At 64.4% G+C, this 13,451-nt stretch carries 17 protein-coding genes; 9 read left to right on the forward strand and 8 right to left on the reverse strand.

Going from position 1 to position 13,451, the window contains the following annotated elements; all coding sequences use genetic code 11:
• The first annotated feature begins 3 nt into the window (after positions 1 to 3).
• The 3 genes from CT676_RS02165 to CT676_RS02175 are packed head-to-tail and all read left to right on the forward strand — an operon-like array spanning position 4 to position 2,350.
• Complete coding sequence (locus CT676_RS02165) at positions 4 to 747, forward strand: amino acid ABC transporter permease (protein ID WP_085404709.1); 744 nt, start codon at positions 4 to 6, stop codon at positions 745 to 747.
• Complete coding sequence (locus tag CT676_RS02170; RefSeq protein WP_085404708.1) at positions 744 to 1,586, forward strand: ABC transporter permease subunit; 843 nt, start codon at positions 744 to 746, stop codon at positions 1,584 to 1,586. Before CT676_RS02165 ends, CT676_RS02170 begins: the two co-directional genes overlap by 4 nt.
• A gap of 11 nt (positions 1,587 to 1,597) precedes the next feature.
• On the forward strand, positions 1,598 to 2,350 hold the full coding sequence (locus CT676_RS02175; protein WP_085404707.1) for an amino acid ABC transporter ATP-binding protein: 753 nt from the start codon (positions 1,598 to 1,600) through the stop codon (positions 2,348 to 2,350).
• A 42-nt stretch (positions 2,351 to 2,392) separates the two neighbouring features.
• On the opposite strand, the gene CT676_RS02180 is transcribed toward CT676_RS02175, so the two are convergent.
• Together CT676_RS02180 and cysK are read right to left on the reverse strand one after the other, a co-directional pair.
• Complete coding sequence (locus CT676_RS02180) at positions 2,393 to 2,632, reverse strand: BrnA antitoxin family protein (RefSeq protein WP_028152108.1); 240 nt, start codon at positions 2,630 to 2,632, stop codon at positions 2,393 to 2,395.
• 3 nt (positions 2,633 to 2,635) lie between these two features.
• Positions 2,636 to 3,613 carry a cysteine synthase A gene (gene cysK / locus CT676_RS02185; RefSeq protein ID WP_085404706.1) on the reverse strand — a complete coding sequence of 326 codons (978 nt, stop codon included), beginning with the start codon at positions 3,611 to 3,613 and terminating at the stop codon, positions 2,636 to 2,638.
• Between the two features lie 224 nt (positions 3,614 to 3,837).
• Between cysK and CT676_RS02190 the strand changes: the two genes are divergently transcribed.
• Positions 3,838 to 4,056 carry a hypothetical protein gene (locus CT676_RS02190; protein ID WP_085404705.1) on the forward strand — a complete coding sequence of 73 codons (219 nt, stop codon included), beginning with the start codon at positions 3,838 to 3,840 and terminating at the stop codon, positions 4,054 to 4,056.
• Here the strand turns inward: CT676_RS02190 and tgt are convergent, their stop codons facing one another.
• On the reverse strand, positions 4,057 to 5,205 hold the full coding sequence (gene tgt / locus CT676_RS02195; RefSeq protein WP_085404704.1) for a tRNA guanosine(34) transglycosylase Tgt: 1,149 nt from the start codon (positions 5,203 to 5,205) through the stop codon (positions 4,057 to 4,059).
• Between the two features lie 243 nt (positions 5,206 to 5,448).
• Between tgt and CT676_RS02200 the strand changes: the two genes are divergently transcribed.
• The 4 genes from CT676_RS02200 to CT676_RS02215 all read left to right on the forward strand — a co-directional run bounded on the left by CT676_RS02200 (position 5,449) and on the right by CT676_RS02215 (position 9,595).
• Positions 5,449 to 6,603 (forward strand): patatin-like phospholipase family protein, encoded by a 1,155-nt coding sequence (locus tag CT676_RS02200; protein ID WP_167767903.1) that lies wholly within the window; start codon positions 5,449 to 5,451, stop codon positions 6,601 to 6,603.
• A 135-nt stretch (positions 6,604 to 6,738) separates the two neighbouring features.
• Positions 6,739 to 7,485 carry a TetR/AcrR family transcriptional regulator gene (locus tag CT676_RS02205; protein ID WP_135213700.1) on the forward strand — a complete coding sequence of 249 codons (747 nt, stop codon included), beginning with the start codon at positions 6,739 to 6,741 and terminating at the stop codon, positions 7,483 to 7,485.
• A gap of 251 nt (positions 7,486 to 7,736) precedes the next feature.
• On the forward strand, positions 7,737 to 8,339 hold the full coding sequence (locus CT676_RS02210; protein ID WP_167767904.1) for a PepSY domain-containing protein: 603 nt from the start codon (positions 7,737 to 7,739) through the stop codon (positions 8,337 to 8,339).
• 218 nt (positions 8,340 to 8,557) lie between these two features.
• Positions 8,558 to 9,595 carry an aspartate-semialdehyde dehydrogenase gene (locus tag CT676_RS02215; protein WP_135213702.1) on the forward strand — a complete coding sequence of 346 codons (1,038 nt, stop codon included), beginning with the start codon at positions 8,558 to 8,560 and terminating at the stop codon, positions 9,593 to 9,595.
• Between the two features lie 114 nt (positions 9,596 to 9,709).
• Here the strand turns inward: CT676_RS02215 and queA are convergent, their stop codons facing one another.
• The 5 genes from queA to coaD form a co-directional block, all read right to left on the reverse strand.
• Complete coding sequence (gene queA, locus CT676_RS02220) at positions 9,710 to 10,783, reverse strand: tRNA preQ1(34) S-adenosylmethionine ribosyltransferase-isomerase QueA (protein WP_135213703.1); 1,074 nt, start codon at positions 10,781 to 10,783, stop codon at positions 9,710 to 9,712.
• 143 nt (positions 10,784 to 10,926) lie between these two features.
• On the reverse strand, positions 10,927 to 11,391 hold the full coding sequence (locus tag CT676_RS02225; protein ID WP_129271760.1) for a peptidylprolyl isomerase: 465 nt from the start codon (positions 11,389 to 11,391) through the stop codon (positions 10,927 to 10,929).
• Positions 11,388 to 11,798, reverse strand: coding sequence for a hypothetical protein (locus tag CT676_RS02230; RefSeq protein WP_135213704.1), 411 nt, complete (start codon positions 11,796 to 11,798; stop codon positions 11,388 to 11,390). The genes CT676_RS02225 and CT676_RS02230 overlap by 4 nt, the downstream gene beginning before the upstream one ends.
• 9 nt (positions 11,799 to 11,807) lie before the next feature.
• Positions 11,808 to 12,383: a peptidylprolyl isomerase gene (locus CT676_RS02235; RefSeq protein WP_135213705.1), complete on the reverse strand. Its 576-nt coding sequence runs from the start codon at positions 12,381 to 12,383 to the stop codon at positions 11,808 to 11,810.
• Positions 12,384 to 12,420: 37 nt separating this feature from the next.
• On the reverse strand, positions 12,421 to 12,918 hold the full coding sequence (gene coaD, locus CT676_RS02240) for a pantetheine-phosphate adenylyltransferase (protein WP_085404698.1): 498 nt from the start codon (positions 12,916 to 12,918) through the stop codon (positions 12,421 to 12,423).
• A 249-nt stretch (positions 12,919 to 13,167) separates the two neighbouring features.
• Between coaD and CT676_RS02245 the strand changes: the two genes are divergently transcribed.
• A complete protein-coding gene (locus tag CT676_RS02245) occupies positions 13,168 to 13,425 on the forward strand; it encodes a hypothetical protein (RefSeq protein WP_135213706.1) in 258 nt (85 codons plus the stop codon).
• Positions 13,426 to 13,451 lie beyond the last annotated feature (26 nt).

Genomic DNA, 13,451 nt, shown 5'->3' on the forward strand with positions numbered 1-13,451 from the left:
AAAATGCACGAAATCGGCGACTGGTTTCAACGGCTCTACGAAACGACGGGGCTGAATTTCTCCGTATTCTACGATGCCTACGATTGGGACCGCTATTTCGGCGGGCTCAAGATGACGTTGCTTCTGAGCGTCACGACCATCCTGCTGAGCCTCATCATCGGCGCGGTCGGCGCCTTGCTGCAGGGCAGTCCGTCCATGCTGCTGCGGTTGCCCGTCAACGCTTTCGTGGTGGTGTTCCGCAACACGCCGCCGCTGGTCCAGATCTTCTTTTTCTATTTCGGCCTCGGCACCATGCTCCCGGCGGTCGAGGCGGCGGGCATGCGCGTTCCGCTGCTGAGCAACGTCCAATGGGCCATCATTTCGCTGTCGCTGTTCGCGGGCGCCTTCAACGTCGAAATCTTCCGCTCCGGCATCGAGGCGGTGCCGAGGACGACGCTGGAAGCCGCGGAGGCGCTCGGATACACGCGCCTCAAGGCTTACGTCCATATCGTCCTTCCGCTGGCCATTCGCGTCTGCCTTCCCGCACTGAACAACAACCTCGTCAACCTGCTCAAGACGACCACCCTCGCCTACGCGATCGCCGTTCCCGAGACGCTGTATGCGGTCAAGCAGATCTGGTCGGAATCGCAGAACGTCTTCGAAATGATGGTCGTATTGCTGGCGACCTACGGCATCCTTGTCGGCGTCCTCGTCTGGCTGATGCATCGCTGGGAGCGGGCGATGCGCATCCCGGGATACGCCCGATGAAAGGCGCCCAGCCCGAGCACAGGCTTGCCGTCCTTCTGCCGTATCGTCCCGTGCCGACCCGGATGTCCGTTCGGATCGGCCCGCTGGCCGCCGCGATCCTCGGTTTCTGCGCCATCATGGCCGCGTCCACCGCGTGGGCGCAGACCGGACCGGCGGTGCTGTCCCCGCTGCAAGTCATTGTGAAGTGGTCGCCGCTGCTGCTGCGCGGGTTCGCCTTCAACATCCTGATCTCCCTGCTGGCCATGCTGCTGGGGACCGTCGCCGGGCTTGGCCTGGGTCTGGGGTTGTTGTCGGAGTTTCGACCGCTCGCCGCCGTCAGCTGGCTCCTGACTCAATTCTTCCGCAACGCGCCCTGGCTGGTGCTGCTGTTCTTCGTCATGTTTCTGGTGCCCTTCCAGGTCACCCTCTTCAAGACCACCATCCCGTTACCGGACTGGATCAAGGCAACGGTCGGCTTCGCATTGCCTGTCATGGCGAATGTCGCCGAGGTCGTGCGCGGTGCCGTCCGCTCCATTCCGTCGACGCAATGGGAGGCGGCGGAATCGCTCTCGTTCACACGGCGCCAGACGATGTGGCTGATCATGCTGCCACAGTGCATCAAGCGCATGCTGCCGCCCTGGATGAACGTCTATGCGCTGGTCGCGATGTCGACGGTGCTGGCATCGATCGTCGGTGTTTCGGAAATGCTCACCCTGACTGCGCAGGTGCATGCCGCCGAAGGCGGCAGGCCGGAGCTGTTCGCGCCGCTCTACGGTTTCGCGCTGCTGTGTTTCTTTCTCTACTGTTATCCGATCAACCTCTGGACCGCGCGTCTCGAGCGTCGGTTCCGCATACGCTGAGGAAGCAGTGCATGGCCACGAGCTGGACTCCGGATCAGCCCATCGTCCAATGCGTCGACGTCAGAAAGTCGTTCGGAGCTCTCGAGGTCCTGAAAGGCATCAGCCTGTCGGTCAAAAAGAGCGAGGTGATCTGTATCATCGGCCCGTCCGGATCAGGGAAATCCACGCTGATCCGCTGCATTAATGCGCTCCAGCCGATCACGTCCGGCAGCATTCAGATCGAAGGCATCGAGGTGTCCGATCCCAGGCTCGACAAGCTGGCGCTGCGCCGCAAGGTCGGGATGGTGTTTCAGCAGTACAATCTTTTCCCGCACAAGACCGCGCTCCAGAACGTGATGATGGCGCCGATCCATGTTCTCGGCCAGAAACGTGCCGAGGTCGAAGCGCGCGCCCGGGCGCTGCTTGCCAAGGTTCGGCTCGCGGGGAAGGAGGATACCTATCCCGGTGAGCTCTCCGGCGGACAGCAGCAGCGCGTGGCCATCGCCCGCTCGCTGGCGATGCGACCGGACATCATGCTGTTCGACGAAGTTACGGCCGCCCTCGATCCGGAAACGGTCAAGGAGGTCCTGGTCACCATCCGGGAGCTGGCCGAGGATGGCATGACATGCCTCCTCGTCACCCATGAGATGAACTTCGCGCGTGAGGTCGCCGATCACGTCTACTTCACCGACCGCGGTGTGATCGTCGAGCACGGGCCGCCGGAAGCCTTGTTTACGGCGGCCAAGGACGAACGAACGCAGCGGTTTCTGTCGCAGGTCCTCTGAGTTCGCCGGCGCGCCGCCCTTCGGCGCCCCCGGCAGGAGGCGCTACTTCCCCGCCGCCTTGCGCAGCGCCTCGTTGATGCGGTCCTGCCAGCCGGGACCGCCCTGCTGGAAGAACTCCAGCACGTCCTGGTCGATGCGCAGCGTGACCTGCTCCTTGATTCCCGGCGCCACGTTCGGCTTCGGTGGCGCCACGGCGACCTTGGCGGTCACCTTCTTGAACGCCGCTTCGGCCTCCGACCGCGCATCGCCAAGCGTGCGCGGCCGCCTCGGTTGATCCGTCATGTCCTAGATTCCCTCAAACAGAGCCGTCGAAAGATACCGCTCGGAGAAGGACGGCACTATAGCCAGAATGGTTTTTCCCGCAGCTTCCGGCCGCTTGCCGATCTGGAGCGCCGCCGCGATCGCCGCGCCCGAGGAGATGCCGCCGGGAATGCCCTCATGCCGCGCCAGCGCCCGGGTGGTCTCGATTGCGGTCGTCGAGTTGATCTTCACGATCTCGTCAATCACCGAGCGGTCGAGGATGTCGGGCACGAAGCCGGCGCCGATGCCCTGGATCTTGTGCGGCGTGTGCTGGCCGCCTGAGAGCACCGGGCTTTCCTCCGGCTCGACCGCCACGACCCGCAGGGACGGCTTGCGCGGCTTGAGCACCTGGCCGACGCCGGTGATGGTGCCGCCGGTACCGACGCCGGCGACGAAGAAATCGACGTTGCCGCCGGTGTCGTTCCAGATCTCCTCGGCGGTGGTGCGGCGGTGCACCTCGGGATTGGCGAGGTTCTTGAACTGCTGCGGCATGACCGAATTCGGCGTCGTCTTCAGGAGCTCCTCGGCGGTCGCGATCGCGCCCTTCATGCCCTGCGCTGCCGGCGTCAGCACCAGCTCTGCGCCGAGAAAGGCCAGCATCTTGCGCCGCTCGATCGACATCGATTCCGGCATCACCAGCTTGAGCCGGTAACCACGCGAGGCCGCGACGAAGGCGAGCGCGATGCCGGTGTTGCCCGAGGTCGGCTCGATCAGCACGGTGTCAGGCTTGACGATGCCGGCCTTCTCCATCGCGATGATCATGGCCGCGCCGATGCGGTCCTTCACGCTCGCGGCGGGATTGAAATATTCAAGTTTTGCCAAAATCGTCGCGTTGACGCCGTGCATGCCCGGCAGCCGCTGCAAGCGCACGATCGGCGTGTCGCCAAAGGCCTCGACGATCGAAGAGTAGATCCGGCCGCGGCCGGGCTGGTGCGCTGCACCCGTGTTGGACGATGCGTCCATGATGAACTCCCTGTGACGACAATTTCTGTTTCTGCAGCGTCTCTTGTGCAGTAACGGACAGCTTGGGACGACACGCAAGCGACAATGCGGCACATGTTAAATACGCTGCATCGCAAAATCGCGTGAGCTGTAATTATCAGAAAACCAACGCATTTGTGTTGCGACCTCGTCAACTGATTCGGTCTATGTTAGGCTTAGGTCTCAAAGCCAGAGAGGTCACCACGATGTCAGCAGTCGCTGAAGTGTTGTCGACCGTCGCACATCACCGCGCCCCGCGTTGCAGCGAGTTGCCGACCTGCCCGGTCTGCGCCGACTCGATGGTCGCCGCCGAAGCATCCGCCTACATCTCTGACCATATGATCAGCTATCTCTGGACCTGCGACAATTGCGGCTATGGCTTCGTGACCAAGCACGCCGTCAAGCAGCGGATCGTCTGCAACTGACTAGCGCGGGGCGATGTCGCCCCTCGCCCAGTCTTGGCGCGTACGCTGGTAGAACTCGTCGAACGTCCCGTGTGCGATCGCGTCCCTGATGCCCTGCATCAGGAACTGGTAGTAGGCGATATTGATCTCGGAGAGCAGCATGGCGCCCAGCGTCTCGCCCGCCTTGACGAGATGATGCAGGTAGGCGCGCGCGTAGTTGCGCGCCGACGGCCAGGAACTCGCTTCGTCGAGCGGACGCGGATCGTCGGCGTGGCGCGCGTTGCGCAAATTGACCTGGCCGAAGCGCGTGAAGGCAACGCCATGACGGCCATTGCGCGTCGGCATCACGCAATCGAACATGTCGATGCCGCGCTTGACCGCTTCGAGGATGTCGTCGGGCGTGCCGACGCCCATCAGGTAGCGCGGCCGCTCTCTCGGCAGCATCGGTGCGGTCTCGTCGATCATCGCCAGCATCACCGCCTGCGGCTCGCCGACGGCAAGTCCGCCGATCGCATAGCCGTGGAAGCCGATTGCGACGAGGCCTTCGGCGCTGGCGTGACGAAGCTGCGGCACGTCGCCGCCCTGCACGATGCCGAACAGCATGTAACCGTCGGGCGCACTCTCGAATGCGCGCTTGCTTCGCTCGGCCCAGCGCAGCGACAGCCGCATCGCCCGTTCGATGTCGTCCCGCTCGGCCGGCAGCCGTACGCATTCGTCCATCTGCATGGCAATGTCGGAGCCTAGGAAGCGCTGCACCTCGATCGAGCGCTCCGGTGACAGCTCGACCTTGGCGCCGTCGATATGCGAACGGAATGTGACGGCGTTCTCGGTGACCTTGCGCAGGTCCGACAGCGACATCACCTGGAAGCCGCCGGAATCCGTCAGCATCGGCCCGTTCCAGCCGGTGAACCGCTGCAGGCCGCCGAGCGCCGAGATCCGCTCGGCGCCGGGACGCAGCATCAGATGATAGGTGTTGCCGAGCACGATGTCGGCGCCGGCCTCGCGCACCTCGCGCCAGTGCATGCCCTTCATGGCGCCGGCGGTTCCGACCGGCATGAAGGCCGGCGTCCGCACCACGCCATGCGGCGTGGTCAGGCGCCCGGTGCGCGCGGCGCCATCGGTGGCGAGCAGCTCGAAGTGATTGGGTAGACCGGTGTCAGGAAGATTCATGGTCGTGCTTATTGCGTGTCGGAAGAGGCTGATCAACCCGCTCGGACCACGCCAGAGCCGGCTTGTGGCTCAGAGCGGGACACATTTGACGCCGACTTGATCGCCCGGCGCGCTTGCCAAACAAAACGATACAGTGTAGTTTTTGCGCGGGGCTGGACGAGATGCCGCGGTGAATTTTGCCGGCGGCAGTATTTGTGTGATCGCCAGCCACCGACAATGCCCTCCGCTTCATGTTCGACCGAAATGTCCGGCCCCTCGCGCGGCTGGATCAGACAGACAGGCGTCCGCCTGACCGGATTCCTGGTTCTGGTATGCAGCTTGGCACTCGGCGCCTGCACCTCCCTGCCCCGCACGCCCTATACGGCCGCTGAGGCCAGCACGTCGCGCGTGCTCGATATCGACGGCTTGCGCCGCTACGCCGACGAGCCCGTCACGAAATTCAGCTTCGAGAAGGACACCAGCACCGCGACGAAGTCCTATCTGGCGCTTTCCGGCGGCGGCGCCGATGGCGCCTATGGCGTCGGCGTGCTGAGCGGCTGGACCGCTGCCAGAACCCGTCCCACCTTCTCGGTCGTCTCGGGCGTGAGCACCGGCGGCCTGATCGCGCCCTTTGCGTTCCTCGGCTCGCAGTATGATGACACGCTGAGGGAGGTCTACACCAGCGGCATCGCGGAGAGCCTCCTGAACGATCCCAGCATCATGCGTGTGCTGTTCGGGTCCGGCCTGTTCGGCAACACGCGGCTGCGCGAGCTCGTCGCCCGCTATGTCGGGCCGGAGATCATGGCGCAGGTCGCGCGTGAAAATGCCAAGGGCCGAAAGCTGCTGGTGGTGACCACCGATCTCGACACCCAGCGGACCGCCATCTGGGACATGGGCAAGATCGCAGCGGTCGGAACACCCGAGGCGCTAAAACTGTTTCGCGACGTGATGGCGGCTTCCGCCAGCATTCCCCTGGTGTTTCCGCCCATCATGATCGACGCCGAAGGCCAGGGCCGCAGATTTCAGGAGATGCATGTCGACGGCGGCGTGACCGCGCCGGTGCTGACGCTGCCGGAAGCCCTGCTCTCCCAGGACCGCCTGCCCGGCAACGCGCGGATGAACATCTACATCCTCGTCAACAAGAAGATCGAACGCAATTTCGAGCTCGTGTCCAACAGCACCATCGACGTCGCCTCGCGCAGCCTGTCGTCGATCACCCAGTCGCAGACGCGCTCGATCATCTTCTCGACCTATGATTTCGCCAAGCGCAACAATCTCGGCTTCCACCTCTCCTACATCGCGCGCGATTACCCCGCGCCGCCTTCGGAAGGGTTCGACACCGCCTATATGCGGGCGCTGTATCAGTACGGATACGAGAAGGCTGCCTCCGGCCAGGCCTGGACTTCGAAGCTGCCGTGATCTCTCGTGACGGAACGAGACCGTGCCGAAACCGTTGACGATACGGCCAATTCGGCCAGATTCGCGATGACGCCCCCGCTCCTGCGCGATATAGAGCGAATGACGACGATTAGAAGCGCGCAGGAATCATTGGGCATGGGATTGACTGCGACCAGGACAAAGCCGGCAACGCCACGGCGCGAGGTGCCGAAATCACGCGGCGGCCGCCCGACGAAAACCGCTGCGATCGAGCGCGATCAGCGGCTGATCGAGGTCGCCACCCGCCTGTTCCTGGATCGCGGCTTCGACGCGACCTCGCTCGACGCGGTCGCGGAAGCCGCTCGGGTCAGCAAACCCACCGTCTATTCCCGTTACGGGGACAAGCGCGGCCTGTTTGCCGCCGTGCTGAGGCGCGAAATCGCGCGCTGGCTTGCGCCGCTATCGGCAGCCGCCGAGACGCAGCTCTCCAGCGCCTCGGACATTTCCGTCGAGCAGCGGCTGGTCGAGATCGGGCGCGAGATGCTGACCTTCACCTGCGGGCCCGATGCCGTCGCATTCAGCCGTATGATGACGTCGCAGGCCATCAACTTCCCCGACATCGCCAAGCTCGGCAAGGAGGAAGGCTGGCTGAAGGCCGTCGCCACCACGGCCCGCTTCTTCGACCGTCTGGTGGCGCAGGGCGCACTCGACGTCGACGACACCACGATCGCGGCAGAGGTGTTCCTCGACGTCGTCGTCGGTCACACCCACCGCCTGGCGACGTTCGGCACGGCGCTGGAATTGAAGGCCGCCGAGAAGCGCATGCGCGCGGCGATCAAGCTGTTCCTGGCCGGCGCGCTGGGACCCGCGGACCGCATCCAGAGCGCCGCAAAGGGCACACAGCGGCGGCGCCCGTCCCGCTGACAATTCCGTGAGGTTGCGACGTTTCCCCCTGGAGGTTACGCCCGCGTCGTTGACCAAAACAAAACGATACGGTATGGTTTAGTTATAAGCGATACGGACCGCTTTTTCACCAGCCCCAAAGGGGTCCGTACCGCCCAAGATCGCCGTGCCGGGTCCAGCCCGCTGCGACGCTCCGCGGCCGGCCGATGCCCAAGGTCGGCCGCGAATTCTTTACGATCATCCGGCACACTCGCTGGCCGAGGGTTTCGAGCATGACGACAGCCAAACGATTGACCTTGCGATTACTTGCGATCGCCTTGCCCGCGCTGCTTCTTGCCGCGCCGGCGCGGGCCATCGTCACCACGGGCACGCCGACCGCGCTTCACGGCGACACAGATGGTGATGCCGAGGCAGACCGCCAAGCGGTCAGCCGCGAAATCGAACGATTCCGCAGCTCGTCGATCTCGATCAGCCAGGCCATGGCGATTGCGGAAGCCCGTCATGCCGGCGCCACGACGGCGGATGTGAGTTTCGACGGAGCCTCCGGCGTGCCGGTTTACCGGGTGAAGACCCTGCACAACGACCGCATCTGGCGCCACACCATCAACGCCGCAACCGGCGAGCTCGTCGGCGGCGAAGCCGCCCTCCCCCTCGCCGAACTCGATCTCGACGACCGCAGCAACCTCGCAGCGCTCGGTGCCATCAAGCACCGCCTTGCGGATGCCGTGCACGTCGCCGAACGTGCGGCCTCGGGCAAGGCGATCAGCGGCGGACTGGTGCGCGAACGCGGCCGGCTGAATTTCGCGATCGTCGTCATCAGCGGCGACAACCTCAAGGAGGTCATCCTGGAGCCGCCGGGCGCCCGGACGAAATAGCGGCGGCCACAATCCCGCCGAAAAGCCATTGACGGGCGCGAAACTCTCCCGCATAAGTCGCCGCCATGTTCACGACCACCAAACGCACGACTAAAACCACCACGGCCTTCGGGGCCCGGGGAGGCGTGCGCGCGTAGGTCGTCGACTTAAACGCAATCCACTCTACCGAAGCTCCGACCTCTGGTCCGGGGCTTTTTTGTTGTCTTCAGCTCAATGCAATGGAGGAGAATGTGAGTAACGATCCCGTCGTCGCGATTGTCGGCGTCACCGGTGCGGTGGGCGCCGAATTCATCGCCACCATGGACAAGCGCGGCTTTCGCGTCGGCAAGCTCAAGGCGCTCGCAAGCGCCCGCTCGGCCGGCAAGACGGTGTCGTTCCGCGGGCAGGACGTCGTCATCGAGGAATTGACCGAGCGCGCTTTCGAGGGCGTCGACATCGCGCTGTTCTCCGCCGGCGGCAGCATCTCCAAGAAGTTCGCGCCTGTAGCGGTCAAGGCCGGCGCCGTCGTGGTCGACAACTCGTCGGCCTTCCGCATGGACCCCAACGTGCCGCTGGTGATCCCCGAGATCAACGCCAACCGCATCCGCGACCACAAGGGCATCATCGCGAACCCGAACTGCGCCGCCATCACCGCGCTGGTGCCGCTCTGGCCGATCCACCAGAAGAACGGCATCAAGCGCGTCATCATCTCGACCTACCAGGCGGCCTCCGGCGCCGGCGCCGCCGCGATGGACGAGCTCGTCGAGTCCACCCGCGCCAATCTCAACGGGCAGGTCTATACGCCCAAGGTCATGCCGCACCCCTACGCCTTCAATCTCTTCAACCACAACACGGCCGTCGATCCTGAAACCGGCTACAACGACGAAGAGACCAAGGTCATCAAGGAAACCCGCAAGATCTTCGAGGACGAGAAGATCGCGATCGGCGTCACCTGCGTCCGCGTGCCGGTGCTGCGCGCCCATTGCGAGGCCATCACCTTCGAATGCGAGAAGCCGATCAGCGAGGACCAGGTCCGTGCCATCATGGCGCAGGCGCCCGGCGTGAAGCTCGTCGACGACCGCGTGAAGAACTACTTCCCGATGCCGATCGACGCTTCGGGCCAAGACGACGTCCTGGTCGGCCGCATCCGCAAGGATCTCAGCGATCCCTCAGGGCATTCGATCTCGATGTTCGTGGCGGCGGACCAGCTGCTCAAGGGCGCCGCGCTGAACGCAGTGCAGATCGCGGAGCTCTTGCCGCAGCGCGTGATGGCGTAACGCAAGGTGCCGTAGGGTGGGCAAAGGCGCGCAAGCGCCGTGCCCACCACTTCTCTCGCGCATTTAAGAAAGATGGTGGGCACGCTTCGCTTTGCCCACCCTACGGCGCCGAAATTAGTCGCGCGCCCGAAACAACAAGCACGCATCCCCGTACGAATAGAACCGGTATCCTTTCGCGATCGCGTGCGCGTAAGCCCGCTGCATCGCCTCGAGCCCGGAGAACGCCGACACCAGCATGAACAGCGTCGACTTCGGCAAATGGAAATTGGTCAGCAGGATATCGACGGCACGGAAGCGATAGCCGGGGGTGATGAAGATCGACGTCTCGGCCGCGAACGGCTGGATGGTGCCGTCCTCGCCGGCCGCGCTTTCGAGCAGCCGTAGTGACGTCGTGCCGACGGCGATGATGCGCCCGCCATTCTGCCGTGCGGTGTTGAGCCGCTCCGCCGTCTCGGCCGAGATCGTCCCCCACTCAGCATGCATCTTGTGGCCTTCGGTGTCGTCCACCTTCACCGGCAGAAACGTTCCGGCACCGACGTGCAGCGTGACGCGGTTGATGCCGACGCCGCGGTCGCGCAGCGCCTGCTCCAGCGCCGGGGTGAAATGCAGGCCCGCGGTAGGCGCGGCGACGGCGCCTTCGTTCGCAGCAAACATGGTCTGGTAGTCCGCGAGATCCTGATCGTCGGGCGTGCGCTTCGAAGCGATATAGGGCGGCAGCGGCGGGCTGCCGAGATCTTCGATCGCCTGATCCAGCGCCGGGCCGTGAAACGAGAATGACAGTGTCACTTCACCATCGGTGCCCTTGGCCTCGACCTCGGCGTCGAGATGGCCGAGCAGGCAAACCTTGCCCTCGTTGCCGAAGCGGATGCGGTCGCCTGCCACGAGCTTTTTTGCCGGCTTGACCAGTGCCTGCCAGCGCGAGCCGTCGAGGCGCTTGATCAGCGTCGCCTCGATCTTGGGCTCGGTCTCGCGGCCGATGCGGCGGCCCTTGAGCTGCGCCGCGATCACCTTGGTGTCGTTGACGACGAGCTGGTCGCCCGCCTTCAGCCATTGCGGCAGCTCGGAAATGAGCTGGTCGCGCAGCGCGCCACCTTCCACGACCAGCATCTTCGCGGAGTCGCGTGGGCTCGCCGGGCGCAACGCGATGCGCTCGGCGGGCAGATCGAAATCGAAGAGATCAGTGCGCATGTCGGGCTCAGCGCCACGCAGTCAGACCCTCATGGTGAGGAGGCGCGTAGCGCCGTCTCGAACCATGAAGGCCGAGCCGCAACAGCGGGGCCTTCATCCTTCGAGGCGCGCGTTCCGCGCTCCTCAGGATGAGGGTTGAGCGGTTACTCCGCGTCCGCGGCCATCCGCGCCTTGACGATCTTGTCGGGGTTCTGGACGGGCTCGCCGCGCTTGATCTTGTCGACGTTCTCCATGCCCTCGGTGACCTTGCCCCACACCGTGTACTGGTTGTCGAGGAAGCGGGCGTCGTCGAAGACGATGAAGAACTGGCTGTCGCCGGAATCGGGGCTGGCGGCGCGGGCCATCGAGGTGACGCCGCGCACGTGCGGTTCCTTGTTGAACTCGGCCTTCAGCTTCTTGCCGGAGCCGCCGGTGCCGGTGCCCTGCGGGCAGCCGGTCTGCGCCATGAAGCCCTCGATCACGCGGTGGAACACGATGCCGTCGTAAAAGCCCTCGCGGACCAGTTCCTTGATGCGCGCGACGTGGCCAGGCGCGAGATCGGGCCGCATCTCGATGGTAACGGGGCCCTGCGTGGTCTCGAGGATCAGGGTGTTTTCGGTGACGCTCATGCTCGTCTCTCTTGCGTTGGGGGTGAAGTCTTCCGGTTACGGAACTGGATCGCGAATGGACGTCCCGCGGCGGCGCCAGCCATTGCATCGGTAAATGGCATCGGCGTGCAGCGTTGCAGCGCCTCCATCACCGCGACCCGGTATTGCAGCCGGTCATTGTCGGAGGCCTCCGCGGATTCATAGGTAATCCTCGGATGGCCCAGAATGTTTCCGGCCCGGTTAAAGCTCACGACGACGGTGATGTCGATAGGGCGAGCCTTGCTGGGCGGCGGCGGCTTCCAGCAGGTCCGCAAGTGCAGGAAGATGTCCTGGATGGTGTTGACCTCTGCGTCTCCGGCGGCCGCGCCGGAAACGCCTGAAAGCAGCAGCGCGGCAGCCAGCAGAAGCCTATTGCCACAGCGCGCCATGGCCCCATCCTATTTGATGTCGGAAGCGACTTGGACCTTCACCATCTTGTCGGGATCGGTGACGGCACCGCCGGCCGAACCGGGCGGTGCCTTCTTCAGCTTGTCGACGACGTCCATGCCCTGCACGACCTCGCCGATCACGGTGTACTGGTTATCCAGGCTGCCGCCGTCCGCGAACATGATGAAGAACTGCGAGTTGGCGCTGTCGACGCTGTCGCCGCGCCGCGCCATCCCGACGATACCGCGGGCGAAATGAACCTTGGAGAATTCCTGCTTCAGGTTCGGATATTTCGAGCCGCCGGTGCCGTTGAATTTCTCGCCATCGCCGGTCTGGGCCATGAAGCCGTCCATCACGCGATGGAAGGGCACGTTGTTGTAATAGCCCTCGCGCGCGAGCTGCTTGATGCGCTCGGCATGCTGGGGCGCAATGTCGTTCCGCAGCTTGATGACGATGCGGCCCTTGGTGGTATCGATGACGATGGCGTTGGCCTTGTCGAGGTTCGCTGGCAGCTGCTGCGCCACCGCCGGGACCGCACTGAAGAGCGCGGCAAAGATCGTGGCAAGAATTGCGAGACGACGGATCATGAGAACTCCGGATCAGGTAGGACGAAGAATTGCGCCGTTATCCGGCGAATTTGGCCTTGAGCAGGTTGGCGACGAGCGGCGGCACGAAGGTCGAGATATCTCCGCCCATGGCCGCGATTTGACGCACCAACGTGCCGGTAATTGGGCGGACGGCCGGAGAGGCCGGCAGGAACACGGTTTGGACGTCGGGCGCCATGGCGCCGTTCATCCCGGCGAGTTGCATCTCGTAGTCGAGGTCGGTGCCATCGCGCAGACCCCGAATCATGACAGTCGCGCCGTGCCTGCGTGCCGCGGTGACCGCAAGATCGTCGTAGGTCACGGCCTCGAGCGTGCAGCCGACCTGGGCCGCAACCGGCCCGCAGACGTCATGGAGCATCTTGAGCCGCTCCTCGGTTGAGAACAGCGGCTTCTTGCCGGGATGGACCCCGATCGCGACCACGAGCCGATCGCACAGGGGGACACTGTTCCGGACCACGTCCAGATGGCCGTTGGTGATGGGGTCAAAGGAACCCGGATAGAAGGCGATACGCGGCATGTCCCCGTCCTACCGCGCCCGGCCCGGCCCGGCAAGCCAGACGGGTTCCCTGCCGGTTTTTCGGCGGCGCCGAGTCGGAATTCCCCGAATTGTTTCGTCCTCGGGACGGCCATGAAACAAAACGAAGTGCGAACGAAACCATTTCGGGCGTCCGCGAAGACGTCCGGAAACTGGCCATGGTTACTAATCCACCCAACGAATGACGGGCCGCACAACTGGGCGTAGCGGCCGCATCACAGGGGACCGTCAATGATCAAGACCATCTCGGCCGTCGCTATTGCTGCGTTTGTTGCCGCCGCTCTCACCGTCCTTCCCGGTTTCGCTCCGTCCGTCGAAGCGAGCGTCCCGCAGCCGCTGGCCAAGAGCGACCGCCTCGATATCCGCACCGTCGGCAAGGACTGCTCGCAGCAGGCCTGGCCGAACTTCGAGGCGTCCTGCCTGCGCCAGGCCGGCACCAAGGCCAACATCCGCGAGGCCCGCCTCGTGACCGCCGACCGGACCCCGTAGTCGAACCTGTCAGCTTCGCGTCATAT

The organism is Bradyrhizobium sp. MOS001, from assembly GCF_004634465.1.
Classification (GTDB): Bacteria; Pseudomonadota; Alphaproteobacteria; order Rhizobiales; family Xanthobacteraceae; genus Bradyrhizobium; species Bradyrhizobium barranii.

What these genes read in the sequence shown, in the direction of transcription:
- CT676_RS02225 (WP_129271760.1), bottom strand. Translation starts at nt 11,391, where the DNA reads ATGAGCGTCACCGAAAACACCCTGATCCTCGAGACCACGCAGGGCCCC.
- CT676_RS02215 (WP_135213702.1), top strand. Translation starts at nt 8,558, where the DNA reads ATGGAGGAGAATGTGAGTAACGATCCCGTCGTCGCGATTGTCGGCGTC.
- CT676_RS02200 (WP_167767903.1), top strand. Translation starts at nt 5,449, where the DNA reads ATGTCCGGCCCCTCGCGCGGCTGGATCAGACAGACAGGCGTCCGCCTG.
- cysK (WP_085404706.1), bottom strand. Translation starts at nt 3,613, where the DNA reads ATGGACGCATCGTCCAACACGGGTGCAGCGCACCAGCCCGGCCGCGGC.
- CT676_RS02175 (WP_085404707.1), top strand. Translation starts at nt 1,598, where the DNA reads ATGGCCACGAGCTGGACTCCGGATCAGCCCATCGTCCAATGCGTCGAC.
- CT676_RS02210 (WP_167767904.1), top strand. Translation starts at nt 7,737, where the DNA reads ATGACGACAGCCAAACGATTGACCTTGCGATTACTTGCGATCGCCTTG.
- CT676_RS02205 (WP_135213700.1), top strand. Translation starts at nt 6,739, where the DNA reads ATGGGATTGACTGCGACCAGGACAAAGCCGGCAACGCCACGGCGCGAG.
- queA (WP_135213703.1), bottom strand. Translation starts at nt 10,783, where the DNA reads ATGCGCACTGATCTCTTCGATTTCGATCTGCCCGCCGAGCGCATCGCG.
- CT676_RS02165 (WP_085404709.1), top strand. Translation starts at nt 4, where the DNA reads ATGCACGAAATCGGCGACTGGTTTCAACGGCTCTACGAAACGACGGGG.
- CT676_RS02235 (WP_135213705.1), bottom strand. Translation starts at nt 12,383, where the DNA reads ATGATCCGTCGTCTCGCAATTCTTGCCACGATCTTTGCCGCGCTCTTC.
- coaD (WP_085404698.1), bottom strand. Translation starts at nt 12,918, where the DNA reads ATGCCGCGTATCGCCTTCTATCCGGGTTCCTTTGACCCCATCACCAAC.
- CT676_RS02190 (WP_085404705.1), top strand. Translation starts at nt 3,838, where the DNA reads ATGTCAGCAGTCGCTGAAGTGTTGTCGACCGTCGCACATCACCGCGCC.
- CT676_RS02180 (WP_028152108.1), bottom strand. Translation starts at nt 2,632, where the DNA reads ATGACGGATCAACCGAGGCGGCCGCGCACGCTTGGCGATGCGCGGTCG.
- tgt (WP_085404704.1), bottom strand. Translation starts at nt 5,205, where the DNA reads ATGAATCTTCCTGACACCGGTCTACCCAATCACTTCGAGCTGCTCGCC.
- CT676_RS02170 (WP_085404708.1), top strand. Translation starts at nt 744, where the DNA reads ATGAAAGGCGCCCAGCCCGAGCACAGGCTTGCCGTCCTTCTGCCGTAT.
- CT676_RS02245 (WP_135213706.1), top strand. Translation starts at nt 13,168, where the DNA reads ATGATCAAGACCATCTCGGCCGTCGCTATTGCTGCGTTTGTTGCCGCC.
- CT676_RS02230 (WP_135213704.1), bottom strand. Translation starts at nt 11,798, where the DNA reads ATGGCGCGCTGTGGCAATAGGCTTCTGCTGGCTGCCGCGCTGCTGCTT.